The organism is Rhizobium sp. NLR10b, assembly GCF_019685435.1.
GTDB lineage: Bacteria > Pseudomonadota > Alphaproteobacteria > Rhizobiales > Rhizobiaceae > Rhizobium.
Window position 1 is genome coordinate 51,385 of record NZ_JABDWV010000007.1, and the last position, 25,522, is coordinate 76,906.

23 protein-coding genes are annotated in these 25,522 nt (G+C 61.1%); 12 read left to right on the forward strand and 11 right to left on the reverse strand.

The window, feature by feature from the left end; translation table 11 throughout:
* Window positions 1-4: 4 nt before the first annotated feature.
* Entirely contained in the window at window positions 5-1,042 is a 1,038-nt protein-coding gene (locus HJB91_RS12950) for a cysteine synthase A (RefSeq protein WP_210628169.1), read from the reverse strand.
* A 238-nt stretch (window positions 1,043-1,280) separates the two neighbouring features.
* On the opposite strand from HJB91_RS12950, the gene HJB91_RS12955 reads away from it, so the two are divergent.
* Both HJB91_RS12955 and HJB91_RS12960 read left to right on the forward strand, forming a co-directional pair.
* Window positions 1,281-1,925 (forward strand): ChrR family anti-sigma-E factor, encoded by a 645-nt coding sequence (locus HJB91_RS12955; protein WP_210628168.1) that lies wholly within the window; start codon window positions 1,281-1,283, stop codon window positions 1,923-1,925.
* A 99-nt stretch (window positions 1,926-2,024) separates the two neighbouring features.
* Window positions 2,025-2,861, forward strand: a complete 837-nt coding sequence (locus HJB91_RS12960) for an SDR family oxidoreductase (protein WP_221154909.1) — start codon at window positions 2,025-2,027, stop codon at window positions 2,859-2,861.
* A gap of 159 nt (window positions 2,862-3,020) precedes the next feature.
* On the opposite strand, the gene HJB91_RS12965 is transcribed toward HJB91_RS12960, so the two are convergent.
* On the reverse strand, window positions 3,021-3,347 hold the full coding sequence (locus HJB91_RS12965) for a hypothetical protein (protein ID WP_210628166.1): 327 nt from the start codon (window positions 3,345-3,347) through the stop codon (window positions 3,021-3,023).
* Between the two features lie 260 nt (window positions 3,348-3,607).
* On the opposite strand from HJB91_RS12965, the gene HJB91_RS12970 reads away from it, so the two are divergent.
* Window positions 3,608-4,273: an HAD-IA family hydrolase gene (locus tag HJB91_RS12970; protein ID WP_409079589.1), complete on the forward strand. Its 666-nt coding sequence runs from the start codon at window positions 3,608-3,610 to the stop codon at window positions 4,271-4,273.
* 30 nt (window positions 4,274-4,303) lie between these two features.
* Here HJB91_RS12970 and HJB91_RS12975 read toward each other — a convergent pair whose 3' ends face one another.
* The 7 genes from HJB91_RS12975 to HJB91_RS13005 form a co-directional block, all read right to left on the reverse strand.
* The gene (locus tag HJB91_RS12975) at window positions 4,304-6,961 is read right to left on the reverse strand and encodes a nitrate reductase (protein WP_221154911.1); all 2,658 of its coding nucleotides are present in this window, start codon (window positions 6,959-6,961) and stop codon (window positions 4,304-4,306) included.
* Complete coding sequence (gene nirD, locus HJB91_RS12980) at window positions 6,962-7,306, reverse strand: nitrite reductase small subunit NirD (protein WP_210628163.1); 345 nt, start codon at window positions 7,304-7,306, stop codon at window positions 6,962-6,964.
* 10 nt (window positions 7,307-7,316) lie between these two features.
* On the reverse strand, window positions 7,317-9,767 hold the full coding sequence (gene nirB, locus HJB91_RS12985) for a nitrite reductase large subunit NirB (protein ID WP_221154912.1): 2,451 nt from the start codon (window positions 9,765-9,767) through the stop codon (window positions 7,317-7,319).
* Window positions 9,768-9,783: 16 nt separating this feature from the next.
* The gene (locus HJB91_RS12990) at window positions 9,784-11,025 is read right to left on the reverse strand and encodes a nitrate/nitrite transporter (protein WP_221154914.1); all 1,242 of its coding nucleotides are present in this window, start codon (window positions 11,023-11,025) and stop codon (window positions 9,784-9,786) included.
* A gap of 482 nt (window positions 11,026-11,507) precedes the next feature.
* Window positions 11,508-12,788, reverse strand: coding sequence for a CmpA/NrtA family ABC transporter substrate-binding protein (locus HJB91_RS12995; protein WP_210628160.1), 1,281 nt, complete (start codon window positions 12,786-12,788; stop codon window positions 11,508-11,510).
* A 34-nt stretch (window positions 12,789-12,822) separates the two neighbouring features.
* A complete protein-coding gene (locus HJB91_RS13000) occupies window positions 12,823-13,410 on the reverse strand; it encodes an ANTAR domain-containing response regulator (protein ID WP_011425077.1) in 588 nt (195 codons plus the stop codon).
* Window positions 13,411-13,495: 85 nt separating this feature from the next.
* Window positions 13,496-14,500 (reverse strand): LacI family DNA-binding transcriptional regulator, encoded by a 1,005-nt coding sequence (locus tag HJB91_RS13005; protein ID WP_210628159.1) that lies wholly within the window; start codon window positions 14,498-14,500, stop codon window positions 13,496-13,498.
* A 224-nt stretch (window positions 14,501-14,724) separates the two neighbouring features.
* On the opposite strand from HJB91_RS13005, the gene HJB91_RS13010 reads away from it, so the two are divergent.
* The 7 genes from HJB91_RS13010 to HJB91_RS13040 all read left to right on the forward strand — a co-directional run bounded on the left by HJB91_RS13010 (window position 14,725) and on the right by HJB91_RS13040 (window position 22,580).
* The gene (locus HJB91_RS13010) at window positions 14,725-15,864 is read left to right on the forward strand and encodes a sugar ABC transporter substrate-binding protein (protein WP_210628158.1); all 1,140 of its coding nucleotides are present in this window, start codon (window positions 14,725-14,727) and stop codon (window positions 15,862-15,864) included.
* Between the two features lie 75 nt (window positions 15,865-15,939).
* Window positions 15,940-17,478 (forward strand): sugar ABC transporter ATP-binding protein, encoded by a 1,539-nt coding sequence (locus HJB91_RS13015; RefSeq protein ID WP_221154915.1) that lies wholly within the window; start codon window positions 15,940-15,942, stop codon window positions 17,476-17,478.
* Window positions 17,475-18,470, forward strand: coding sequence for an ABC transporter permease (locus HJB91_RS13020; RefSeq protein WP_210628156.1), 996 nt, complete (start codon window positions 17,475-17,477; stop codon window positions 18,468-18,470). Before HJB91_RS13015 ends, HJB91_RS13020 begins: the two co-directional genes overlap by 4 nt.
* A complete protein-coding gene (locus tag HJB91_RS13025) occupies window positions 18,467-19,447 on the forward strand; it encodes an ABC transporter permease (RefSeq protein ID WP_210628155.1) in 981 nt (326 codons plus the stop codon). The genes HJB91_RS13020 and HJB91_RS13025 overlap by 4 nt, the downstream gene beginning before the upstream one ends.
* Before the next feature lie 323 nt (window positions 19,448-19,770).
* Window positions 19,771-20,430, forward strand: a complete 660-nt coding sequence (locus HJB91_RS13030) for a peroxiredoxin (RefSeq protein WP_221122776.1) — start codon at window positions 19,771-19,773, stop codon at window positions 20,428-20,430.
* Between the two features lie 146 nt (window positions 20,431-20,576).
* Entirely contained in the window at window positions 20,577-21,533 is a 957-nt protein-coding gene (locus tag HJB91_RS13035) for a lytic transglycosylase domain-containing protein (RefSeq protein WP_221154919.1), read from the forward strand.
* A 93-nt stretch (window positions 21,534-21,626) separates the two neighbouring features.
* On the forward strand, window positions 21,627-22,580 hold the full coding sequence (locus tag HJB91_RS13040; protein WP_221154920.1) for an NAD(P)-dependent oxidoreductase: 954 nt from the start codon (window positions 21,627-21,629) through the stop codon (window positions 22,578-22,580).
* A gap of 24 nt (window positions 22,581-22,604) precedes the next feature.
* Here the strand turns inward: HJB91_RS13040 and HJB91_RS13045 are convergent, their stop codons facing one another.
* Window positions 22,605-23,870: a glycerate kinase gene (locus tag HJB91_RS13045; protein WP_221146531.1), complete on the reverse strand. Its 1,266-nt coding sequence runs from the start codon at window positions 23,868-23,870 to the stop codon at window positions 22,605-22,607.
* A gap of 192 nt (window positions 23,871-24,062) precedes the next feature.
* Here HJB91_RS13045 and HJB91_RS13050 point away from each other — a divergent pair, with 192 nt between their 5' ends.
* Complete coding sequence (locus HJB91_RS13050) at window positions 24,063-24,362, forward strand: DUF6074 family protein (RefSeq protein WP_210628150.1); 300 nt, start codon at window positions 24,063-24,065, stop codon at window positions 24,360-24,362.
* Window positions 24,363-24,579: 217 nt separating this feature from the next.
* A complete protein-coding gene (locus HJB91_RS13055; RefSeq protein ID WP_210628149.1) occupies window positions 24,580-24,987 on the forward strand; it encodes a low affinity iron permease family protein in 408 nt (135 codons plus the stop codon).
* A 12-nt stretch (window positions 24,988-24,999) separates the two neighbouring features.
* On the opposite strand, the gene HJB91_RS13060 is transcribed toward HJB91_RS13055, so the two are convergent.
* A complete protein-coding gene (locus HJB91_RS13060) occupies window positions 25,000-25,359 on the reverse strand; it encodes a low affinity iron permease family protein (RefSeq protein WP_221154922.1) in 360 nt (119 codons plus the stop codon).
* Between the last annotated feature and the right edge of the window lie 163 nt (window positions 25,360-25,522).

The following is a 25,522-nucleotide window of genomic DNA, read 5'->3' on the forward strand; positions in this document are numbered from 1 at the left end:
GGTCTCACACGGGTTCGTAGGGAACGTGTATGTCGGAAGACCGAGCCATCCAGCCCGGAACGGGCAGTCCTTTCGACCTCAGGAAATCCGGATTGAAAAGCTTCGACTGGTAGCGGTTGCCGTAGTCGCAGAGGATTGTCACCACCGTGTGACCGGGGCCGAGGTCCCGGGCGAGATTGACGGCGCCGGCAACATTGATCGCCGTCGAGCCGCCGAGGCACAGGCCCTCGTTTTCGACGAGATCGAAAAGATAGGGAAGTGCTTCGGCATCGGAGACCCGATAGGAAAAGTCCGGCATGAAGCCCTCGAGATTGGCGGTGATGCGGCCCTGGCCGATGCCCTCGGTGATCGATGAACCTTCGGATTTCAGCGTGCCGTTCTTGTAGAATTCGTAGAGAGCGGCGCCATCGGGATCGGCGATGCCGATCTTGACGTCGGCCTTGAAGGCCTTGAGGCCGGCAGCGACACCTGCCAGCGTGCCGCCGGAACCGACGGAGCAGATAAAGCCGTCGATTTTGCCGTCGGTATCCTTCCAGATTTCCGGCGCGGTCGTTTCGACATGCGCCTGCCGGTTGGCGACGTTGTCGAACTGGTTCGCCCAGATCGCGCCGTTCGGTTCGCTCTTTGCCATTTGCTCGGCAAGGCGCCCGGACACTCTCACGTAGTTGTTCGGGTTCTTGTAGGGAACGGCCGGCACTTCGACGAGTTCGGCGCCGAGCAGCTTCAGCGCGTCCTTCTTTTCCTGGCTCTGCGTTTCCGGGATGACGATGACGGTGCGGTAGCCGAGCGCCTTGGCGACCAGCGTCAGCCCGATGCCGGTATTGCCGGCCGTGCCTTCGACGATGACGCCGCCGGGCCGAAGCAGCCCCTTCCGCTCCGCATCGCGGATAATGTAGAGCGCGGCACGGTCCTTCACCGACTGGCCGGGGTTCAGGAACTCCGCCTTGCCGAGAATGGTGCAGCCGGTTGCCGCGGAGGCACCCTTGAGTTTGATCAGCGGCGTGCTGCCGATGGCTTCGAGGACGGAGGGATGGAAGGTCATGGAATCTGCCTCTTTCGAACTCTTACTTTAGGAACGGTCTTTTCCCTTCACAAGGCTGTGTTGGCAAGAAATGCTATTCCATGGCCCTGACGGCCACGATAAAATTTAGCTTTCTTGCCCGAAATGGCCCGCGAGCGCGATCCCACCGTGTCGCGGTGATCCGAAGATTGACTTTCCCCGTACGGATGAGGACAAAGCGACAACGGAACACGGGCAGCGGGGCGTGGCCGAAAACCGAATGGATTACAAGCAGATCGACACGATCGACGCATTGATGGCGCATTATGTCGCCGGCTCCTTGCCCGAGCCGGCACGCGTGCTCGTACACTCCCACCTGGAAATGAAACCTGACAATCGCAACTTGGTGAAGGCACTCGAGCTGCTGGCCGGAGAGGCGCTGGAAAACACGACGGAAGCCGCCATTGCCGACCGCAAGCAGCGCCTTGCGGCAATCTTCTCCACCGCTTCTTCCGATTCTGAGCCAGAGGCAGCCAGGAGACCGGCGACTGCGCTGTTTCCCCGTGGGCTGCGCGACCTTGTCGGCTTCGAAGTCGAGGAGGTCGCCTGGCGCAGGCGGCTGCCCGGATTTAAAGAATACTCGCTCAACATGGACGGCTGCGAGGTCCGTCTGATGTGGATTCGCCCTGGACGCGCCTTTCCGGCGCACACGCATAAAGGCGTGGAACTGATCCTCGTTCTCGACGGGGCTTTCAACGATGAGCGCGGCCATTTCGGCCCCGGCGACATCTCGATTGCCGATGAAACTGTCGATCACCGGCCGGTTGCCGAAAGGGACAGGCCTTGCATTGCCTTGGCTGTTTCGGATGGACCGATCCGGCTGACCGGGTCCTTTCGTCAGATGATCGGCGACCTGATCGGCTGAAAGCAGCCACAATGGTGTGATAAAGCCGTAAATCCGGGAGGCGCAAAGAACTTCCGGGCCTGTTTTCGTGCTGGTCAGGCAGAGCCGGAGGAGCATGTCATGCGTGATTTCATCGCCCGTCCCGAACATGGAATCGTCTGGATCTCGGGCGCGAGCTCGGGTATCGGCCGGGCGCTTGCGCTGAAGCTTGCCGGCGAAGGATACAAGGTCGCGGTCACCGCCAGAAGCCACGAAAAGCTGGTCGAGCTACAGGCCGAAGCCAGCGGCCTTTCCGGCAACATTATCGTCCTCGACGGTGATGTCACCGATGCTGAGGACATGGAACATGTCCTGGCCTCCATCGAATATGAGCATGGCACGCTGGCCATGGCCATCCTCAATGCCGGTATCCATCTGCCTGTTCACGCCGAGGACCTGAACCGCGCCGATTTCGAAATGAGCTTTGCGGTCAATCTTTGCGGCGTCGTCAACTGTCTGTTGCCGACGATCCGCCATATGAAAGCGAAAGGGCAGGGACAGATCGCCATCGTCTCTTCCGCCACAGGCTATGGGGGCCTGCCGACGGGGGCTGCCTATGGCGCCACCAAGGCGGCGTTGATCAACATGGCCGAAAGCCTGAAATTCGATCTCGACAAGATGGGCATCCGCATCCAGCTCATCAGCCCTGGCTTCGTTGACACGCCGTCGGTGGGGAAGAGCGCATTTCCCATGTCAGCGGCGCTGGTGTCGCCCGAGGAGGCTGCCCGCCAGATTGCTGCCGGGCTGAAATCGGAGGCTTTCGAGATCGCTTTCCCCAGGCGCTTCACGACGATGCTGAAGCTGGCGCGTCTGCTGCCTTATGGCGCTTATTTCCCGCTGATGAACCATCTGACTGGCTGGCGGCAGCGGCCACCGCTCGATGATCACCATCCGGTGATGCCGCACCCTGCGGAATGATCAATGGCGCAATAAGACGGGTGGTCGGAACGCGCGGATCAAAAGGTCTGATGCGGAAGAAGTCTTTATCCGCCGCGACATGAAAAGGCCGGCATAAACCGGCCTTTTCCGATGTGGTGCGCTTTTGCGCGACATGTTTCAAAACGGGCGATTGCCTGCTCAGTTGTCGTATTCGCGGCAGGCTTCGCTGATTGATGCGCCGCTCTCACCGCCGCGCGTATCGACACCGGTCCGCTGCTGCGGCATGCCGGCGCATTCCATCGCCTGCGGCGGTTGGATGCTCTGGGTCGTGGTCGGATCGACGGGCGCGACCTGGACAGGGTGCATGCCATTGTCGCTGTTGGTGTAATCGGACGAATAGTTACCCGAACCCGGATCGGTCGAGCCGCCATTTGTCGGTCCGATGGGATCCGGATTCGACTGAGCAAAGGCTGACGATGCCATGCCGATCGCGAGCAGCGAAGCGGCAATAAGGGATTTGGTCATGAGGATATCCTCCTTTGATTTTCATCACGGATGACCTCTGAGTAACCACCTGCAGGAGTCATTGTTCCGATCTTTTTGAAAAACCTGCACGCGGAGTTTGCATCGTGCGCAAACCTTAACGGCCCAAGTTGCTGGAAAGGCTCCAAACCACGCAGCGTCGCTGTCCTGCGCAGGCTTGCAAAACGCAGCGATTTGCCGTTTCATCGGCACCACCACCGTCCGACACTCCTCCTTATCGAGCTACGCCCTTGTACCCGCCGATGCCCCGTGGCTTCGAAAAGCCTTATGCCGCCTTCCTCTTCGACATGGACGGCACCATCCTCAATTCGATCCTCGCGGCCGAGCGTGTTTGGAGCGACTGGGCAAGAGGCCATGGGCTCGATGTCGGCGCCTTCTTGCCGAAGATGCATGGATCGCGTGGCATTGACACAATCACCCGGCTTAACCTGCCGGGCGTCGATCCCGAACACGAGGCAAGGCTGGTGACCGAGGCTGAAATTGCCGATGTCGGCGATGTCGTTGCCATTTCCGGTGCCGCGGCGTTCCTCAGTTCGCTGCCGCTGGATCGCTGGGCGATCGTCACCTCTTCGCCCTCGCGTCTTGCCCACCGCCGGATGGAAGCGGCTGGCCTGCCTCTGCCGAAATTCATGGTGACGGCGGAGGATGTGACGGTCGGAAAGCCCGATCCGCAATGTTATATTCTCGGCGCCGAACGCCTCGGCGTCAGCACGCGGGATTGTCTGGTGTTTGAGGATGTTGCAGCTGGCATCAAGGCCGCCGAGGCGGCGGGCGCTGATGTCATGGTCGTTACGGCAACCCATCACCATAAGATGGAGACGCCGCATCCGACCATCTCTTCCTATGACGAGATCGCCGTCCGCATCTCAGCCGACCGTCAAATGCTTGTCGTTCCGAGCGCAACCTGACATCCGACGTCAGCATCCGCGGTTGCGCATTCACTCCGCCGCTGCGGCAAGACAGCGATCGATGATCCTGCCGATTTCGCTGCGGCAGGAGCCGCAATTGGTTCCGGCGCTCGTTTCCTTGCCCACCGCTTCGACGCTATGGCATCCGCCGCGCACCGCGGCAGCGATCTGGTTGACCCCGATACTGAAGCAGGAGCAGACGGTGGCACCGGGATCCGGTCGACCGGCCCCGGGGCGGCCTGCGACCAGCGCAAAGCGTTTCCTGAGGTCGCCATGCACGACGGAGAGTTGCGAGATTGCCCAGTTGCGTGCGACGGCAACCGGTTCGCGAGCGAGAAACAGAGCGGCAAGCAGGATCTCGCCATCGAAGAAGGCGAGCCTCAGGTCGCCGGATTGCCGATCGGCGTAACCCAGGGGTTCGATCTCGGCCGGAATGGCGAAGACCTTCCGGCACCAAGCCGTCCAGTCTTCGACAGCCTCGGTGAAGGCAAGCTCCAGCCGCCAGCCGCCGGCAGCCTTTGCCACCGCCCAATAGGCCGCGGCGGGTGTGTCCGGTTTGATGGCCGAGACCGCGAAACCGTAATGGGTGGCGCGGAAGGGCCGAACGGCAACGGCAACATTCTTCGACGCCGGTTGGCCGGAAAGAGGGTCGGTGATCGGCGCGACCACGGCGTCGATCCGCGCTTTTGCCGCGAACTGGTCGTTCCAGTGCATCGGTGCGAAAACGCCGCCGCGCGCTTGGCGGTCGGCCACCAGCGCCCGCACGATTGCTGTGCCCTGGGGGCTCTCGATTTCGACGAGGCCGGCGCTTGATATGCCGTTCTCGATCGCATCGCGCGGATGGATCTCGGCAAAGGGTTCGGCGATATGGGCGGAAAGCCGCGCGCTCTTTCCGGTTCGTGTCATCGTGTGCCACTGGTCGCGGATGCGGCCGGTGTTCAGGGTGAAGGGAAAATCGGCATTGGTACGATCGGTTGCCGGTGGTTTGACCGCAACGAAGCGCGCCTTGCCATCGGGATGGAAGAAGCCGCCCCCGGCGAAGAAGCGGGTGACGGCGGGAGCCGTCCCTGCCGGCTGCGGCCATTGAAAGGGCGACAGTTCGTCGAAGGCGCCACCGCTGATGTCGGCGTGGACGCCGATATCGAAGTCGCGGCTGCCGTTGTTTTCGAAGGCGGAAAGCGCGGCATGTTCCCCAAAGATTGCCGCCGGCGCGTCAAAGTTGAAGGCGGCGCCGAATCCCATGCGGCGTCCGACCTCCGCAAGCTGCCACCAGTCGGCCCTGGCGTCGCCCGGGACGTCGAGAAACGGCCGCTGCCTGGAAATGCGGCGTTCGGAATTGGTGACGGTACCATTCTTCTCGCCCCAGCCGAGCGAGGGCAAAAGCACATGGGCGTGGCGGGTCGTATCCGTCTCTTTCAGGATGTCCGACACGACGACGAAGGGACAGGCGGCGATCGCGCTTTCGACGCTGTCGGCATCCGGCATCGACACAACAGGATTGGTGGCCATCACCCAGAGCGCCTTGATGCGCCCGTCCGCCACTGCGCGGAACATGTCGACCGCTTTCAAACCGGGCTTTGCGGCAATGACGGGCGAATTCCAGAAGCGTCGCACGCGGTCCCGGTCATCCGCATTCTCGATCGCCATATGGGCCGCAAGCATATTGGCAAGGCCGCCGACCTCACGCCCGCCCATGGCGTTGGGCTGGCCGGTCAGCGAGAACGGCCCCATGCCGGGACGGCCGATGCGGCCGGTCGCGAGGTGGCAGTTGAGGATGGCATTGACCTTGTCGGTGCCGGAGGAGGATTGGTTGACGCCCTGGCTGTAGCAGGTGACAACCTTCTCAGTCGTCTCGAACAGGCGGAAGAACTCCCGGATCTGCATGGCCGGCAGGCCGGTCCGTTCCAGGAGCTCGTTGATATCAAGCGCGGCCGCTGCCGCAAAGGCGTCGCCGAAGCCTTCCGTATGGGCGGCGATATAGTTCTGGTCGATCGCCGGGCTCGTGGCGAGATGCGCAAGCAGTCCCGTGAACAGCGCGACGTCGCCGTCCGGGCGGATTGCGAGATGCAGGTCGGCGATATCGCATGTCATCGTCCGGCGCGGGTCGATGACAACGATGCGCATGTTGGGTCGCACCACCTTTGCGGCAGCGAGCCGCTGGTAGATGACAGGGTGGCACCAGGCGAGGTTGGAGCCGGTCAGGACCACCAGGTCGGCAAGCTCGATATCCTCATAGGTTCCGGGCACCGTATCGGCGCCGAAAGCACGACGATGGCCCGCGACGGACGAGGACATGCAGAGCCTGGAATTGGTGTCGATATTAGCTGAGCCGATGAAGCCCTTCATCAGCTTGTTGGCGATGTAATAATCTTCGGTCAGCAGTTGCCCCGAGACGTAGAAGGCAACCGAATCCGGCCCGTGTTTGGCGACGGTTTCGGAAAAGCGCCGGGCGACGAGATCGAGCGCCTCCTCCCAGCCGCTGCGTTCGCCCGAGATTTCGGGATAGAGAAGCCGGCCGTCGAGATCGATGGTTTCGGCAAGAGCCGAACCCTTTGAGCAGAGCCGGCCGAAATTCGACGGATGCTCGGGATCGCCCTTGACGCTGACCGCGCCAGCCTCGTCGACCGTGGCGACGACGCCGCAGCCGACGCCACAATAGGGACACGTGGTCTTGACCTCTGTCGTCATCTATTCCGCCGCCATCATCAGGCTTTCGAGCGCGATGAAGAGAGCGCCGTCCTCGTTACGGATCGGGATGATCCGCACCGCGCCCTCGTCGGCGCCGAGCGCCTTGCCGGTTTCGAGAGAGATCACCCAGTTGTGCAGAGGGCAGGTGACGGCTTTGGCGTGCACGATCCCTTGCGAGAGCGGACCGCCCTTGTGCGGGCAGTGGTCCTCGATGGCGAAAACCTCATTTTCGGCCGTGCGGAAGACGGCGATCTTGCCCTGCGGCGTCTTCACGCAGCGTGCACCACGCAAGGGGATATCGGAGATGTCACCGATCGGATGCCAGTTTTCATTGGGCCAGGTCATATCAATCTCCTTATTCAGCTGCCTGCGGGTAGCCGATCGTCGCCATCGGCTTGAACTCGTGCTTGTCCTTGCCGGAGACACGCTCCGACCACGGATCGACCTGGGCGAATTTCTGGGAGAAGACGAAGCGGTCGTAATAGGCTTTGCGCTTTTCGGCATCGCCCATGATCTGCCGGCGGATTTCCTCCAGGCCGATACGCTTGGCCCACTTGTAGATGCGCTCGAGGTACCGGGCCTGTTCGCGATACATCTGCGTCAGGGCCACGATATGCTCCAGCGCCTCGTCTTCGGTCTTCACCAGCCCGAGCACCTCGGTGCCCTTGATGTCGAGACCGGCCGCACCGGCGAAGTGGATCTCGAAACCGGAATCCACACAGATCACGCCGATATCCTTGCAGGTTGCTTCCGCGCAGTTGCGCGGGCAGCCGGACACCGCCATTTTCAGCTTGGCCGGCGTCCAGGAGCCCCACATGAACTTCTCGATGCGGATGCCGAGCCCGGTCGAATCCTGGGTGCCGAAACGGCACCAGTCCGATCCCACACAGGTCTTCACGGTACGCAGACCCTTGGCATAGGCCTGGCCCGAGACGAAGCCGGCCTTGCCGAGATCGGCCCAGACGGCGGGTAGATCTTCCTTCTCGATGCCGAGCAGGTCGATGCGCTGGCCGCCCGTCACCTTCACCATCGGGATCTCGAACTTGTCGACGACATCGGCGATAGCGCGCAGCTCGTTCGAATTGGTGACGCCGCCCCACATGCGCGGAACGACGGAATAGGTGCCGTCCTTCTGGATATTGGCGTGGACGCGCTCGTTGATGAAACGCGACTGATAGTCGTCGGCATATTCATCCGGCCAGTCGCAGACGAGGTAATAGTTGAGCGCCGGCCGACATTTGGCGCAGCCGCATGAAGTTTTCCATTCCAGCTCCTGCATGACGGCAGGGATGCTCTTCAGGCCCTTGGCCTTGATCAGCCGGCGAACGTCGTCATGGCCAAGCTCGGTGCAGGTGCACATCGGCTGCACGGCAGCCGGATTGTAGTTGTCGCCGAGCGTCAGCGCCATCAGTTGCTCGACGAGGCCGGTGCAGGAGCCGCACGAGGCGGATGCCTTCGTATGGGCGCGCACATCGTCGAGCGACGTCAGCCCCTTCGACTTGATCGTCGAGGTGATCTTGCCCTTGCATACGCCGTTGCAGCCACAGATTTCCGCGTCATCCGGCAAGGCTGCAACGGCCGCCATAGGGTCCAGCGGCGACCCTCCCTGATAGGCCTGACCGAAGATCAGCGTTTCGCGCATCTCCGAAATGTCGGTCGCCTTCTTCTTCAGGTCGTTGAACCACGCGCCGTCGGCGGTTTCGCCATAGAGCACGGTGCCGATGATCTTGTTGTCCTTCAGGACCAGGCGCTTGTAGACGCCGGCGCTGGCATCGCGCAGCACGATCTCCTCGCGATCGTCGCCGTCGGCGAAATCGCCGAGCGAATAGAGTTCGATGCCGGTGACCTTCAGCTTGGTCGGCGTGTCCGCGTGAACGAAGGCGGGGGACCGATCGCCCGAGAGATGGGCGGCGGCGATACGGGCCATTTCATAGAGCGGCGCGACGAGGCCGTAGACCATGCCGCCCACCTCGGCGCATTCGCCGAGCGCCAGGATATCGCCGTCAGAGGTCTGCATGCCGGCATCGACGACGATGCCGCGGTTGACCGCAAGACCGGCGTCCTTCGCCAGACCGACATTCGGCCGGATGCCGACGGCCATGACGACGAGGGTTGCCGGGATGATGCGGCCGTCATCGAGCTCGATGCCTTCGACCCTGCCGTTGCCGATGATTGCCTTGGTGTTAGCCTTGCAGATCACCTTGATGCCGCGTTCCTCGACCGCCTTCTGCAGGAGATAGCCGGCGGCAGGATCGAGCTGGCGCTCCATCAGCGTCGGCATGACGTGCAGGACGGTGACGTCCATGCCGCGCTGGGCAAGGCCGGCCGCCGCTTCCAGACCGAGCAGGCCGCCGCCGATGACGACGGCCTTTTCGCGCGACTGGGCGGCAAGCAGCATGGCCTGCACGTCGTCGAGATCGCGATAGGTGATGACGCCCGGCAGATCCTTGCCTGGAACCGGGATGATGAAGGGCACCGAACCGGTTGCGATCACCAGCTTGTCGTAGCTTTCGGTGACGCCGTGGTCTGACGTTACGGTCTTGGCTTCGCGATCGATGTTGACGATCTTGTGGCCCTTGTAGAGCATGATGCCGTGCTTGATATACCAGCCGTCACCGTGAATGATGATCTGCTCGTAGTCCTTTTCCCCGGAGAGAACCGGCGACAGCATGATGCGGTCGTAATTGACGCGCGGCTCGGCATTGAAGATCGTCACTTCATAGCGTCCGGGCGCCTGTTCGAAGAGGTGCTCCAGCATGCGCCCGGGCGCCATGCCATTGCCGATGATAACGAGTTTTTCAGTCATATCTACAGTCCTTAGATCAGGTTGCAGCCACGGGCGCGGAGTGCCCCTCGCGCGACAATTGCTTGACGGACAGGTGCATCCAGATGAGCGAGATCGCGACGATCGCGAAAAGCAGCAGGAAACAGCTGGACCAAAGGCCGGTCATATCCTTGAGGAGGCCAAAGGCGATCGGCAGGATGAAGCCGCCGAGCCCGCCCATCATGCCGACGATGCCGCCGACGGCGCCGACGCTGTCGGGGTAGTAGGCCGGAATGTGCTTGTAGACGGCGGCCTTGCCGAGGCTCATGAAGAAGCCGAGCGCGAAGATGACGACGATGAAGATGACCGGAGTGATCGCTGTGGCCGGCAGCGAAAGGATGAGGGTGGCCACAGCCGACACGGCAAACATCGCGTACATGACGCTGCGCGCGCCCTTCTTGTCCGACAGCACGCCGCCGAAGGCGCGGAAGATGCTGCCCGGGATGGAGTAGGCGGCCGCGATCATGCCGGCCGTTTCCAGGTTGAAGCCGTAGACGCCGACGAGATAGCGCGGCAGCCACAAGGAAAGGGCGACGAAGCCGCCGAAGGCGAAGAAATAATAGAGCGAGAAGCGCCAGACCTGAACGTTCTGCAGCGGCGCGAATTCCTCGGCCAGGCTCTTGGAGGCGACGCCGCGGTTGCGGCGCAGCCGGAAGGCCGGGTCATCTGATGTGGTGAACCAGAAGACGATTGCCATCAGCGCCAGGCCGACGGCCCAGATCTCGGCAACCGCCTGCCAGCCCCATGCGAGCAGAACGAAGGGGGCCACGAATTTGGTGACGGCCGCGCCGACATTGCCGGCGCCGAAGATGCCGAGCGCCGTCCCCTGCTTCTCCGCCGGGAAGAAAGGCGAGACATAGGCGACGCCGACTGCGAAGGAGCCGCCGGCGAGACCGACACCGAGGCCGGCGATCAGCATCTGCGTGTAGGTGTGGGCGTAGGAAAGCAGGAACGTCGCCAATGCGGCGGCAAGCATCGTCAGCGTGTAAACGAGACGGCCGCCGTAACGCCCTGTCCAGATGCCGAGAACGATGCGGACGATCGAACCTGTGAGCACGGGCGTGCCGATCAGCAGGCCGAACTCGGCCTCGTTCAGCCCGAGTTCCTGTTTGATGCGGATGCCGATGATCGCGAAGATCGTCCACACGGCAAAACAGAGGGTGAAGGCCACAGTGGAGATCCACAGTGCTTTGGCTGGTTCGCCGGCTGACATGGGCTGCACTTTCTCAATGGCAGACATAGCTTCTCCGTGGCCCGACAAGGTCGTGCCGATCCATTGCTGGGGGTTAAAACAAAAAAGCCGCTGGTCAGGACGCGCTTGCACGAGGCGCGCGAATATCCTGATCAGCGGCTTTGCTGGCGGCGTCCGCCGTTGGACGCCCAATCATTGGCCTTCCGGCCTATCTACCTCAAAGCAACCCGAATACCGGGTTGCCGAAAATTTGATCGACTACCGTTTGCTTTGCATGTCGCAACGTAGCCCGTGTCTTGATGAGCGCCTGCGTGTGCCCTTGCCCCGATCGTCGTTGATCTGTGCAATACAAGCAATGCAAACCGCGTGCCAATTTTCTACGTGTTGCTCAAGTCTTTGAAATAAAAGCTCTTCGAGGGAGATTTTGGCCTTGCCTGTTTTTCGAGCAGCGGCAGAAGTGCAAATCTTTTGTGCGTTGCGATAGGGCGAGCGCCGATCCGTGCTGGCGTTTTGTGCAGGCAGGTCTGGCATCAGCTTTCGTCGTTGCCGGTGAAGAAGGGCAGGGTACTCCTGACGGCAAAGCCCGCGACATAATCCGGCAGCTCTGCGGGATCGAAGATCCGACCATCCATGAAGCGATCGTTCTCTTCGCCGCCTTCGATGCGAATATCGGCGTCAACAGGCGCGTTGTTGTCGCCTAGAGCTGCGCGATAGAGGTCCGGGCGGTAGGCGGAGGTGGCGGCCCGTGCCTTGTTGAGGCTGGTCTCGGCCTGCCCCCAGCGAATCATCTGGCTGTAAATCCAGAGGGCATGGCTCGGCCTCGGATAGTTGGCGAAACCGGAATGGAACTGGAAATAATCGGGGATGACGCGGCGGTTGCTCCTGGCATCGAGGTTGAATTCGCCGGCGAGAACGCTGCGGATGATGTTTACCGGGGCGGCGATGTAACGGGGATCGGCAAGGGCGGCCGCCAACGCGTCGTGATTGTCCGAGCGGTCGCACCAACGCGCTGCAGCGTCGAGCGCCACGATCAATCGGGAAACGGTTTCGGGATGGCTTTCGGCCCAATCCGGCCGCATGCCGATCACCTTTTCAGGAGCCGAGGGCCAAATATCCTGCTTGGCGGCGACGATACGGCCGAGCCCGCGCTCAGAGGCAACCATATTCCACGGGGCGCCTACACAGAACCCGTCGATCGCACCGGCCGCCAACGCGTCGGACGTCATCGGCGGCGGCACGACGACGAGCTTGACGTCCTTGTCGGGATCGATGCCGCCCGCCGCCAGCCAGTAACGGAATTCGTAATTATGGGAAGAGAAGGGATAGGTAACGCCGAAGGTCGGCAGCGGCTCTTCGCGTGCCTTCATTGTCGCCAATGTCTTTGCCAGGGCGCAGGCATTGGCGAGCGCGCCTGCCGTTTCCGGCAAGCGGGCGTCCTCGCGCATCCTCTCGAAGAGCCGGGCCGACAGGGTGATGGCATTGCCGCCGCGCCCCAACGAAAAAGGCGTGATCGTCGGCGACGGGTTGGAACCGAGGCCGAGCATCGAAGCGACCGGCATCGGCGAAAGCATATGGGCGATGTCGAACTGGCGAAACGCCAGGCGGTCGCGAACATTCGCCCAGGAAACGTCCTTGACGAGATCGAGGGTCAGGCCTTCTTTCCGTGCAAAACCGAATTCTGTCGCCGCAATCAGCACTGATGCGTCGACAAGCGGAATGAACCCCGCCCGCAGCACCTTCGCGCCTTCGTTGTTCACACGTGCGGGCAAGGGCAGCCCGCCGGAATTGGCGGTCTTCGTCATCATATCCACTCCGGTGTCCTCCGGAAACTCGCAATATCGGCCATTACATCAAAAGCCCCGCGGCGGTGACGACGCTCTGAGCGATCTCCGACATCTTCTTCTTTTCGTTCATTGCCGTCTGGCGCAGCAGGGCGAAGGCCTCTTCCTCGGAGAGGCCGCGCATTTTCATGAGTATGCCCTTGGCGCGCTCGATGAGCTTGCGTTCTTCAAGCGCCGAGCGGGCATCGGCGAGTTCGCGCCGCAGCCGGCTGAAGGCATTGAAGCGGCTGACGGCCATGTCGAGGATCGGCTTGACTCGCTCCTTCTTCAATCCGTCGACGATATAGGCCGAGACGCCGGCGTCGACGGCGGCCTCGATCGACGCCGTATCGGAGCGATCGACAAACATGGCGATCGGGCGGCTGACCGTGCGCGTCAGCTGGAACAGATGTTCCATCATATCGCGGTTGGGATTTTCGATATCGATGATGATCACGTCAGGCATCAGCGTTTCGATCGTTCGCGCGATGCCGTTGACCTCATGTACCACGGTGACGCGCGCATGCCCTGCCTCGCGCAGTCCTTCCTCGATGATGGAGGCGCGTATGGCATTTTCGTCGATCACCAGAATTGTCAGATCGCGATGCGTCATTGGTACAATGTATGACGCGCTGCAGCAATTTTTGCAAGATGTACGCCCGAAAAATGTGCGCAAGAAAACGCTGCACAAATTATAATCATGTTGCGGTGCTTTCGCGCGGAATTAAGGCGTAGCCAAGATCAATCTGCTGCCCTTTGGATGTGACGGAGGAGGTGAGCGCGGTCAGCACCTTTTCAGCGGCCAGTTTTCCGGTTTCGAAGCGGCGGGTCAGGACCGAGGAGAGGGACGGTGCGGCACAGGCGGCAAATTCGAGATCATGAAATCCCATGATCGCTATGTCGTCCGGCACCCGAATGCCGCGTTTGCGGCACTCCTGCATGGCGCCGAGCGCCAGATTGTCATCGGTGCAGAAGATCGCCTCCGGAACCTCGCCGCCGGCACACGTGATGGCGAAGAGATTGGAGCCGAGCGCGACGGAGCTGTAGCGCGGCTTCTCGGCGATGATCTGCATATTCGGCAAATCGGCCTGCTGCATCGCCGCTCGGTAGCCGTCGAAGCGCGACTGAGCACGGTGATCGAGATTGCCGGTGAGGAACGCGATCCGGCGTAGGCCGCGTTCGATCAGATGTTGCGTGGCGGTCTGCCCGGCTTGTTCCTGCGACATGCCGATATTGAGATCGATCGGATCCGCCGAAAGCTCGAAGGTCTCGACCACGGGAAGATGCGCTTGTGCCAGAAGCTGCCGCGATAGTGGCGTGTGATGAGTACCAGTGATGATGATCGCCTCTACCCCCTGGCCGAGAAGCGCCTTGATGGCGTTTTCCTCCTCGATCTCGGAATAGCGGCTATTGACGACGATTACCTGGAAGCCCGCGGCGACCAGGACGTCGTGAAGCGCAAACAGATATTCCGCGAAGATGACGTTGTAGAGGGTCGGAACAATGACGCCGATCGCATGCGTGCGCGCGGAGGCGAGGCGGCTTGCGGCTATATTGGGGACATAGCCGAGTTCCTTGATGGCGGCGTCGACGCGCAGCCGCAGGGCTGGCGAGACCGCATGAGGCTTGCGTAATACTCTCGAAACAGTAATCGGGCTGACACCCGCGAGATTGGCAACGTCATCAAGGGTTATCCGCCGCATGGAGTTCCGCCGCTCGTTTGAAAAATCAGATTTCATATTCTCTCATGGCAAACAACATTGCCACAACTATAGTTGATAGCGCTAACAAATGCGATTTGACAGCGCTGTCAGCTATGTTAATTTGAAATGTACCGGAAAAATAGGGATGGAATATTTCCGGGCCAAATATGCACATTTAGAAGCATAGAAGAGGCGGCTCTGTTCGCCGGAGGAGGAGAACATTCATGCGTAAGGTGAAGAAAGCAAAACTCGCCCGTATTGCCGCGTTTTCTGCGTCCGCATTTGCCTTGCTCTGTGGCGCGGCCAGCGCGGAGCCAAAGGTCGTATCCGGTCCCGCCGCCGACCCCGGATGCATGGTGCCCTGGGCAGCGGACACACAGTTCCTGCAGTATCCGAAGAAGGACGGCCCCTATCGTATCGCGCTGGCGAACGGCTATATCGCCAATACTTGGCGTATCCAGATGGTGCAGACGGCCAAGGCCTATGCCGCTCAACCGGATGTCGCGGCCAAGCTCAAGGAATTCAAGGTTGTTTCGACCGGCGAGGACGTGCCGGCACAGATCTCCGCGATCAACAACTTCATCGATGCCGGTTATGACGCCATCGTGGTGAACGCTCAAAATCCCACCGCCTTCGGCCCGGTGATCAAGCGCGCCAAACAGGCCGGTGTGATCCTCGTTGCCTTCGACAACATTCTTGACACCAAGGACGCGATCAACGTCAACGTCGATCAGAAGGGGCTCGGCGTCATCTGGGCAGACTGGCTGATCAAGCATCTGCCGAATGGCGGCAAGGTGCTGGAAGTGCGCGGCGTCGCCGGCACTTCGGTGGACACGGATCGTCACAATGGCATCCATGAGACCCTGGACGCCTCCGGCAAGAAATTCACCGTGACCGAAGTGGTCGGAAAATGGGATGACGGCGTTGCTCAGAAGGCGGCGGCCGATGCCATCGCCACCAACGGCCCGTTCGACGGTATCACTGCCCAGGGCGGTGATACCGGCGTCGTGCAGGCGATGATCGATGCCAAACATCCCTTTGTTCCTTTCGGCGGTGAGACGGAAAACGGTTTCCGCAAATTCTGCGCCGCCCATGCCGCCGACGGCTTGAAATGTTCGTCCGCCGGCACGGGACCGGCCCAGGTCGCCGTCGCCATCAAGACCGCGATCGCGGCACTTGAGGGCCAGGTCGTGCCACAGGCGATCAAGCTGCCGACAGCGCTGGTTTCTGACCCGGATTTCAAGGATGGTCAGGATTATTATCCAACTCAATCCGACAACTTCTTCGTCGGCAATTCCTTCCCGACCTGCGGCATCAATTTTACCGCCCAGGAAATCATGGGGCAGACCAAAGAGAACCAATAGCAGCCTTCCTCGGATATGATTGCGGGTGTTCGCACCCGCAATCTGGCCACGACAGAGCGAACGGAGGCTGGACGCATGACTTTGTCCGAACCGATTTTCCGCATGGAAGGCATATCGAAGCGTTATGGCGGAGCCGTCGCGCTTAAGGATGCCCATATCGCCATTCGGCCAGGGGCGATTCATGCCGTCCTTGGCGAGAACGGCGCCGGCAAGTCCACACTGATCAAGATCATGGCGGGCGTCGTGGCGCCGGACGAAGGACACATGCTGCTTGATGGCAAGGAGGTCACCTTTGCCTCGCCGGCGGCCGCCAACGCCGCGGGCATCGTGTGCGTTTTCCAAGAGCTTTCGCTCATTCCCGATCTCTCTGTCGCCGATAACATCGTCATCAGCCATCCGCCACAGAGGTTCGGCATGATAGACCGGCACAAACAGCGCAAGATAGCCGAGGAAGCGCTGGCTCGCGCCGGCGCGTCCGATATCCATCCTTCAGTATTGGTCAAAGAGCTACCCTTGTCTCGACGGCAAATGGTGGAGATTGCCAAGGCACTTGCCCGCAAGCCGCGACTGATGATCCTCGATGAGGCTACGTCGGCGCTGACGCAGGCGGATGTCGAAAAGGTCTTCGCCGTACTGAAGCGCCTGCGCGCCGAAGGGATGGCGCTTATCTACATCTCTCACCGCATGCACGAAATCGCCCAGCTGGCCGATGACTGCACGGTGTTCCGCAACGGCCGCAGCATCGAATCCTACCCGGCGGGCACCAAGAGCGATCAGCAGGTAGTCGAACTGATGATCGGCCGTGAATACACCAATGTCTTCCCGCCGAAGCCCGCGCATCGACCGGAGAAAAAACCGATCCTTTCCTGCCGCGATCTTTCCTGGGGCGATCGGCTCTCCGGCATCACTTTCGACATCAGGCCCGGCGAGATCATCGGCCTCGGCGGGCTGGACGGCCAGGGGCAGCGCGATTTGCTGCTGGCCTTCTTCGGCGTGCTGCGTGACCTGAAAGGGGAGATCGCGATCGACGGCATGCCGGTCAGACTGAAGAGTCCCCGTCATGCCAAGTCTGGCGGCATATCCATGGCGTTGATCCCCGAGGACAGGAAGACCGAAGGGTTGATGCTGCCAATGACCGTGCGCGAGAACCTCTCGATTGCAGCCCTCGAACGCGTTTCGCGTAATGGCGTCATTGATCGGACGGCAGAGCGTCGCGAAATCGACGAACTGTTCAAGCTTCTGGCAATCAAGGCTGCGACGATCGACATGCCCGTTGCAGGCCTCTCCGGCGGCAACCAGCAGAAGGTGGTCATCGCCAAATGGCTGATGAACCGGCCGCGCATCATCCTGCTCAACGATCCGACGCGCGGCATAGACGTCGGCACCAAGCAGGAAATCTATCTGCTGCTGCGCAAGCTTGCGGATGCCGGAGCGGCCATCGTCTTCTACTCCACCGACTATGACGAACTGATCGGATGCTGCGACCGGGTACTCGTCATGTATGATGGAAGCATTGTCCGCGAGCTTGAAGGCGCCGATATCAACGAACATGAGTTGATCGGCGCCGCGCTCAATATCGGCGGCGACCACGCACAACAAAGGACAGCGCCATGACAAGACTGGCTTTCGGCGAACGACGGTTTTGGTATGCGCAACAGAAGGGGACGTTGTTTGCCGCACTGCTCTTCATCGCCATGTTCGCCCTCTACGTTTCGAACCACCCGGCGGGTTTCACCCCCAATGTCGTGCAGACGGCATCGAACAAAGCGACGCTGCTTGCCTTTGTAGCGATGGCCCAGTGCCTGGTCGTCATCACCGCCGGCATTGACCTTTCGGCCGGCATGGTTTTGGTCCTCTGCAATTGCATTGCCTCCTGGCTGGTCGTCGGAACGCCGCTGGAGACGGCGGCGGGCGTCGTCGTGGTGCTGTTTGCCGGACTCGGCTGCGGCATGCTGAACGGGCTCATCATTATCTTCGGCCGGCTGCAGCCGATTGTCACGACGATTGCGACCAGCGCGATTTTCTACGGCTTGGCGCTGTTGCTGCGGCCGACTCCCGGAGGCTCGGTCAACGAGGATCTGGCCGATGCGTTCACCTCGAAGCTTTTCGGGATCGTTCCCGCAAGCCTCACCGTCCTTCTCGCAGTCATCATCGTCATCTGGATACCGTTCAGCCGCTCGACGATAGGCAGGGCAGCCTATGCCGTCGGGTCGGCCGAGAATGCCGCCTTCATGTCGGCGATGCCGGTCAAGCGGGCAAAACTTGCCGCCTATGCCTTGGCCGGGCTCCTTTCGGCGATCGGCGGGCTCTATCTCACCTTCTTCTCCTATACCGGCGAAGCGGCCCTGGCGAGCGGCAACGCCTACACACTCTATTCGATCGCGGCGGTGGTGCTCGGCGGCGTTTCCCTCGCTGGCGGCAAGGGAAGTGCCGTCGGCGCCGTCTTCGGAGCCTTGGCATTCCGCACGATCGGCGACCTGCTGTTCGTCTTCGATTTCGATCCGCTTTGGCAGCCCCTTTTCCAGGGCGTCGTGTTGATGCTGGCGATCAGTATCGGCTGCGTCGGCCTTTCGAGGGTCCGCAATCGGCTGGAGTGGTTTCAATGAGCGAGGAAACTACTTTGCGGCAGCTTCGAATGCCTGCACGGCTGCGCGGCGTCGATCCGGCGGTCGCCACCGCTTTCGGATGCATCATCCTGCTGCTGCTCGCTGGCTCAATTTATTCGCGGAATTTCCTGTCGCCCGATTATCTTCTGCAGCAGTTGAAGGTAGCCTCCTTCCTCGGTGTCATCGCCACCGGCATGATGGCGGTTATCCTGCTCGGCCAAATCGACCTTTCTGTCCCGTGGGTCGTGACCACAGGCGCGATGATGGCCTGCGCCGCGACGGCTTACGGAACGACGGGTTCGATCCTGGCAATCCCCTTCGGCATTTTCTGCGGATGCGCGATCGGCCTCGTCAATGGCGTGGCGGTCGCTTACCTCCGAATTCCCTCGATGATCATCACTTTGGCCACCAACGCTGTCGCGCAAGGGCTGATGGTCGTTTACACCGGCGGCTTCTCTCCCCAGGATTCGGCCTCGCCGGCCATGCGATTTCTCGCGGCCGGATATACCGTTCCCGGGCTACCGAATGGCGTTCTCGTCTGGTTCCTGATCGGCCTGCTTGCGGTCTTCCTGCTGACGCGCACGACCTTCGGCCGATCGCTTTATGCCATCGGAAACCGTGAGCGCGCCGCCTATCTGTCCGGCATCGACACACGCCGCATTACGCTTCTTGCCTTCGTCATGTCAGGGGGGCTCAGCGCGCTCGGGGGCGTGTTGCTGGCGGGTTACGCGTCGAAGGCGTCGCAATCCATGGGCGACGCCTATCTGCTGCCCTCGATTGCCGCCGTCGTCCTCGGCGGCACTCACGTGCTCGGCGGCAAAGGGTCCTATCTCGGGACAGTTGCCGGCGTCATCCTGATTACGCTGCTGCAGTCGATCCTTTCTGTAATGCAGATCGAGGAAGCAGGCCGCCAACTCATTTATGGCGCTGTCATCATCAGCATGCTCCTGCTTTACGGCCGCCAGCGGCCGATCTGACGGGCAGGTCCGGACTGCAGACCTCGCCGATCCGGCGCTGCTACGGCTTCGGTTCTCCAGCGACCGATAGAAAGACGATCGGTCTTGTTCTCGCGACAGGGCCGGAAAAATAATACCGGGCGCCGGCCGCAAATCGGAAGAGAATGCCTTCGGTTCTCGTGGTATATGGCTTAAGGAAATGCGACGAAGATCTTGGGATGGGACGGTTTTCTGTCCGCAGCTGCTGCGATCCGTAAATTGCGGTCGACGAAACCTCCGGCAGCCAGCGTCAGTGACCGCCATTTGAGATAACGAAACCCGACAACGGCTTTGGAGGGCCGACCATGAGCTTACGTATCAACGACATCGCCCCCGATTTCACCGCCGACACGACACAGGGACCGATCAGCTTCCATGATTGGATCGGCAACGGCTGGGCCGTGCTGTTCTCGCACCCGAAGAATTTCACGCCTGTCTGCACGACGGAGCTCGGCGCCATGGCCGGCCTCGCTGACGAGTTTTCCAAGCGCGGCGTCAAGATCATCGGCATCTCCGTCGATCCGGTAGAAAGCCATGCCAAGTGGAAAGGTGATATCAAGACCGCAACCGGCTTCGACGTCGATTATCCCCTGATCGGCGATAAGGACCTGAAGGTCGCCAAACTCTATGACATGCTGCCGGCTGGCGCCGGCGACAGCTCCGAAGGCCGCACGCCTGCCGACAACGCGACGGTGCGTTCGGTCTTCGTCATCGGCCCGGATAAGAAGATCAAGCTGATCCTGACCTATCCGATGACGACGGGCCGCAATTTCAACGAGATCCTGCGCGCCATCGACTCCATCCAGCTGACGGCCAAGCACCAGGTGGCGACGCCGGCGAACTGGAATCAGGGCGAAGATGTCATCATCACCGCCGCCGTTTCCAACGACGACGCGATCGCGCGTTTCGGCTCCTTCGATACGGTTCTGCCCTATCTCAGGAAGACGAAGCAGCCATCGGCCTGAAACGGCTTTCAAATCCGTTCCCGGAGCCGCCGCGGCCATTGCCCGGCGGCTTTTTCATGCCCGCATTGCGAAATGGGGAAGCTTCGCGCCTTGATCGATGTTATCTAACATGAGCGTCGCGATGGAAGTTAACCTGCTGAGATCCGATGATAGGGCGAAAGCGTCAGTCCGGCATTTTGAGGAGATCGGCGAAGGCCTTGCTTTCGCTCTCCTTTCTGTTTTCCGCCGTCGACACGCCGAAAGCTCAGCCGGAAGAGAGTGCTGCCGAGCCGGCCTGTCTCTATTCGGGACCCTCGGCCTCGGGATCGGGCGAGAGGCTCTGCATCCGCAAAGACAGTTTCAATCGTGACCTCTGCAATGCGATCGAGCATTTCGCCGAGGCCAGTCGGTTGCCGCCAGCTTATTTCGCTCGGCTCATCTGGCGCGAAAGCACGTTTCGCCCCGACGCGGTCAGCTTCAAGGGCGCGCAGGGCATTGCGCAGTTCATGCCTGGAACGGCGAAACTTCGCGGCCTCGAGGACAGCTATCAAGCGCTGGAAGCCTTGAGGAAATCGGCGCAATATCTCGACGAGTTGCGTAACCGTTTCGGCAATCTCGGCCTTGCCGCCGCCGCCTATAACGCCGGCGAAAATGGTCTTGCGACTTACCTTACATCAGGCAGGTTACCCTACGAGACGCGTAACTACGTGATGGCGATCACCGCGCATACGGTCGAGGAGTGGAAGGACAATCCGCCTGAAGACGCGGCCGTCCCGCTGGACAGGAACAAGCCCTTCCTCGAAGGCTGCGTAGCGCTCGCCGAAAGCCGGATATTGAAGGACACGCCTTGGCGTCAGGAGGGCATTTGGGCACCCTGGGGCATCCAGCTGGCGGCGAATGCAGATATGGCGGTGGCGCGGCGCATGTTTCGCGATGCCGTGCAGGATCTGCCGGCGCCATTGAATGCGGAGCAGCCGTTGATCTTGCGCCAGCGCGATCGCAGCTTCGGGTTCCGCCCGCGTTACGCCGCCCGTATCGCCCGGCAGACACGTATGGAGGCCAACGACGTCTGCAGCCAGATCCGCAAGCATGGCGGCACCTGCCTCGTTTTCAGGAACCAATAGCAGGCCTGCCCCATTCGCGGCGAAAAGTCTGCTTGCGGGATCGCCGGACGGAGCAGCATAGTCGCAGCGGATCATGCCATCGGGAGGAAGACAATGCGTGTTTTGGTCATTGGGGCAACGGGCCACGTCGGAACCTATCTCATTCCCCGTCTAGTGGAGGCGGGTCACGACGTCGTCACCATCAGCCGCGGCGCGGCAAAGCCTTATACGGCAAACCGCGCCTGGGCCTCTGTCGATCAGCGACAGATGGACCGGGTAGAGATGGAGCGGAAGGGTGATTTCGGTCCGGCCGTGCGGGAAGCGAAAGCCGATATCGTCATCGATATGATCTGCTTCACGCTGGAAAGCGCCGAGCAGCTGGTGACGGCGCTGTCAGGGCATGTCGGCCACTTCCTGCATACCGGCACGATCTGGACACATGGATATCCGGTGGCCGTGCCGACACGGGAGGAAGCGCCGAAGTCTCCGTTCGGTAACTATGGCATCCAGAAGGCGGCGATCGAGACCTATCTGCTGCAGCAGGCAAGACTTCGGGGTTTTCCGGCGACCGTCATTCATCCCGGCCACATTGTCGGCCCCGGATGGGCGCCGCTCAATCCGGCCGGCAATTTTAATCTGCAGGTCTTTTCGACCCTGGCCCGCGGAGAGGATCTGGCGCTGCCCAATTTCGGCCTGGAGACCGTTCATCACGTCCATGCCGATGACGTGGCGGCGATGTTCATGGATGCGATCGCCAATCGGAACGCATCGATCGGCGAAAGTTTCCATGCGGTATCGGAGCAGGCCGTGACGCTTCGCGGTTACGCCGAATCCATCTCGCGATGGTTCGGGCGCGACCCGAAGCTCACCTTCGCGCCCTTCGACGTTTGGGCGAAAGGCCAGACGGCCGAGGACGCGGAGGCGACATGGGAGCACATCGCCCGCAGTCCGAACTGTTCGATTGCCAAAGCCCGGCGCCTGTTGGGCTATACCCCGAGATATACATCTCTGCAGGCGGTGCGGGAATCAGTCGGCTGGCTGGTCGGGCAGGGGCGGATCAAGACCTGATCGCCGGTTAATCGTTCATGGGCTCTAATGGATGAGGATCGCTCGGAAATCGTTGACGTTGGTTCCGGTCGGACCGGTCTCGAAGAGATCGTCGATCGCCTGGAACGCCGTGTAGCTGTCATTGCCGTCGAGCAGCCGGCGCGGATCGAGCCCGGCGGCTCGCAGACGCTTCACCGTGCCGCCATCGGCAAAGGCGCCGGCATTGTCTTCCGAGCCGTCAATCCCGTCCGTGTCGGCAGCGAGCACATCAATACCGTCTTGCCCATCGATCGCAAGCGCCATGGCAAGGGTGAATTCGCCATTGCGCCCGCCCTTGCCGCCCTTGGCTCTCAGCGTCACCGTCGTCTCGCCGCCGGACAGGAGGACGACCGGCTTCGAGAATGGCCTGTTCCGCCCGAGAACCTCGCGGGCGATGGCCGCATGCACCAGCGCCACGTCACGCGATTCGCCTTCGATGGCATCCGAGAGGATTGCCGGCGTGATCCCTTGCGATTCCGCCTTGGCGGCCGCCGCCGCCAGCGAAACGCCGGCAGAGGCGATGATGTGATGCTGGTGCCGCAGGAATACCGGATCGTCCGGCCGCGGTGCATCTGCCTTCGGCGAGTTCAGATGGTCGAGCGCGGCCTGCGGCAACTGCAATCCATATTGCCTGATAATCTCCAGCGCTTCGTGCCGTGTTGAACCGTCGGGCACCGTCGGCCCGGAGGCGACATGGGCCGGGTTGTCGCCAGGAATGTCGGAAACAATCAGGCTGACGAGTCTCGCTTTCGTCGCCGCCGCCAGTCTGCCGCCCTTGATGGTGGAGAGATGTTTGCGCACCACATTCATCGCCGAAATCGGCGCGCCCGAAGCAAGCAGCATTTCGTTGAGCGCAATCTCGTCTTCGAGCGTCAACCCCTCCGGCGGGGCGGGCAGCAGCGCCGAGCCGCCGCCGCAGATCAGCGCGATCACCAGATCGTCTTCCGTCAACCGGTTCACCGTTTCCATCAACCGCCTCGCGGCAGCGAATCCCGCAGCGTCGGGCACCGGGTGGGCTGCCTCGATGATCTCGATGAAGCGTGTTTCGCAGCCATAGCCGTATCGCGTGACCACCAACCCCTCGATCGGTCCGTCCCATGCGCTTTCGAGCGCCCGCGCCATCTGCGCCGCGCCCTTGCCGGCGCCAATCACGACGGTTCTTCCTTTCGGTTTCTCCGGCAGGTGCGATTTGATGCCGGTCAGCGGATCGGCGGCGAGAACCGCCGCGTCGAACAGGCTTTTCAGGAAATCACGGGGGGTGGTTATCGTCATCGGTGGTCTCTGCTGCCTCAAGGTTCGATCATGATGGGGACTGTCGGCGCATCGGCGTGGCGGCGTCAAGGCCGAAGATGCGATGATCTGACGGCAGGACGCAGAGTCTGGCCATTGAAAGAGGCGAACGAATAGAAAGCATTAACCATCGTCCCGTAGACAACATATAGGATCAAAGGAAACCTGTATTCGATGGCCACTGAAACGACCCGCCGCCCCGCCGCCTCTCACGAAGGCAAGGTTATTGCCTTTCCCTCCGCAACCGGAACCGCCAACGTCGAGCGTTGCGCTCGGGAACTCGGCCGCCGGCATGGTGCGGACGCGATCGAATTTTGGAAGGCCGAGTGCCGCAGGCTTGCCGATCAGCTTCTGGCCGCGGGAATGCCGGAGAGCGAAGTCCGCCAGCGGGTGATGGAGTTTCAGCAAGATGTCCAGATCGAACTGGTCCTCACCCACCAGAAGCAGGCTGTTGCCAAATCGCGGAAACGCTGATGCGTGGCAGCTGGAAGTGGGCAGCAGTTCCAGCTGTAGTTATAACGCTATTGCGCGTCGCACCCATCAGGTTTAACCCTACGCATCTGACCTGCAATCTCTTGCATTGGTGCGCTGTCTGCCGTCTGGACCTCGCTCGACGGCATGAGGAACTTCCGCCCGGATCTGGAGTTGATGTTGTCGATTGACAGCATTGACGCTGCGGGAGCCTTCTTGAATGTCGAACAAATCCAACTTCTTCTCTTCCTTCGCAACCGCCGTCGCCGAGCTGTCGGGAAGGCCGTTCACCTTTGTCGCGGCACTGACGCTCGTCCTCGTCTGGGCAGTGTCCGGGCCGTATTTCGATTATTCCGAAACGTGGCAGCTTGTGATCAACACGACGACCACCATCATCACCTTTCTGATGGTGTTTGTGTTGCAGAACAGCCAGAACCGTGACGGAAAGGCTCTGCAGGCCAAGCTCGACGAGCTCATTTTGACCAGCCAGGCCGCCAACAAGTTCGTCGGCATCGAAAAGCTGGACGAGGGCGAGCTCAGGGAAATGAGCAAGACGCTTTCAGAAAAAGCTGAAAGCATGGAGGAGAAGGCGGAGGAGAAATCTGGCGCAGAGGCAACGTCTGACTAACTGCTTCGCACTTCAGGTTCGCCTCGCCGAAATCTGGTCTCGATGCTGCTGCCGCATGCCTTCAATGGCGTCGACATCTTTCTTCTCCGCCGCAATCCAATGGTTTCCTGCCTCACTCGATCGAATCAGTTCGTCAAGCTTGGTATGCAGCGCCTTCATGTCCCGATTTTGGGAGTGCTGCATCAGCAGCAAAATGAAGAATGTAATGAGTGTCCCCACCATGTTGGTCAGCAAGAACCACTGTCGGGGGAAGGAAAAGCTCAAACCCACCGCGGTCCATGTGGCTGTGAACGCGACCAGCGCGGCAGGAAGCACATGATGCCCTGCCCATGATACGGCGAGGTCGGAAATCTCTCGAAAGCGCCAGCGCATACGGCTCTCCACAGCCCGTATAAAGGAAGATGGAGCAGATCGGAGCCGTGTCCATCAACCAAAGCGCGTTGCATGTCGTTACCGCAAAACCCGGCCTGGTTTTTGCGCGACAATTGCCTGGATGGTCGCGGATAATCCAACCTCCGGAAAGCCGGGCCATCTG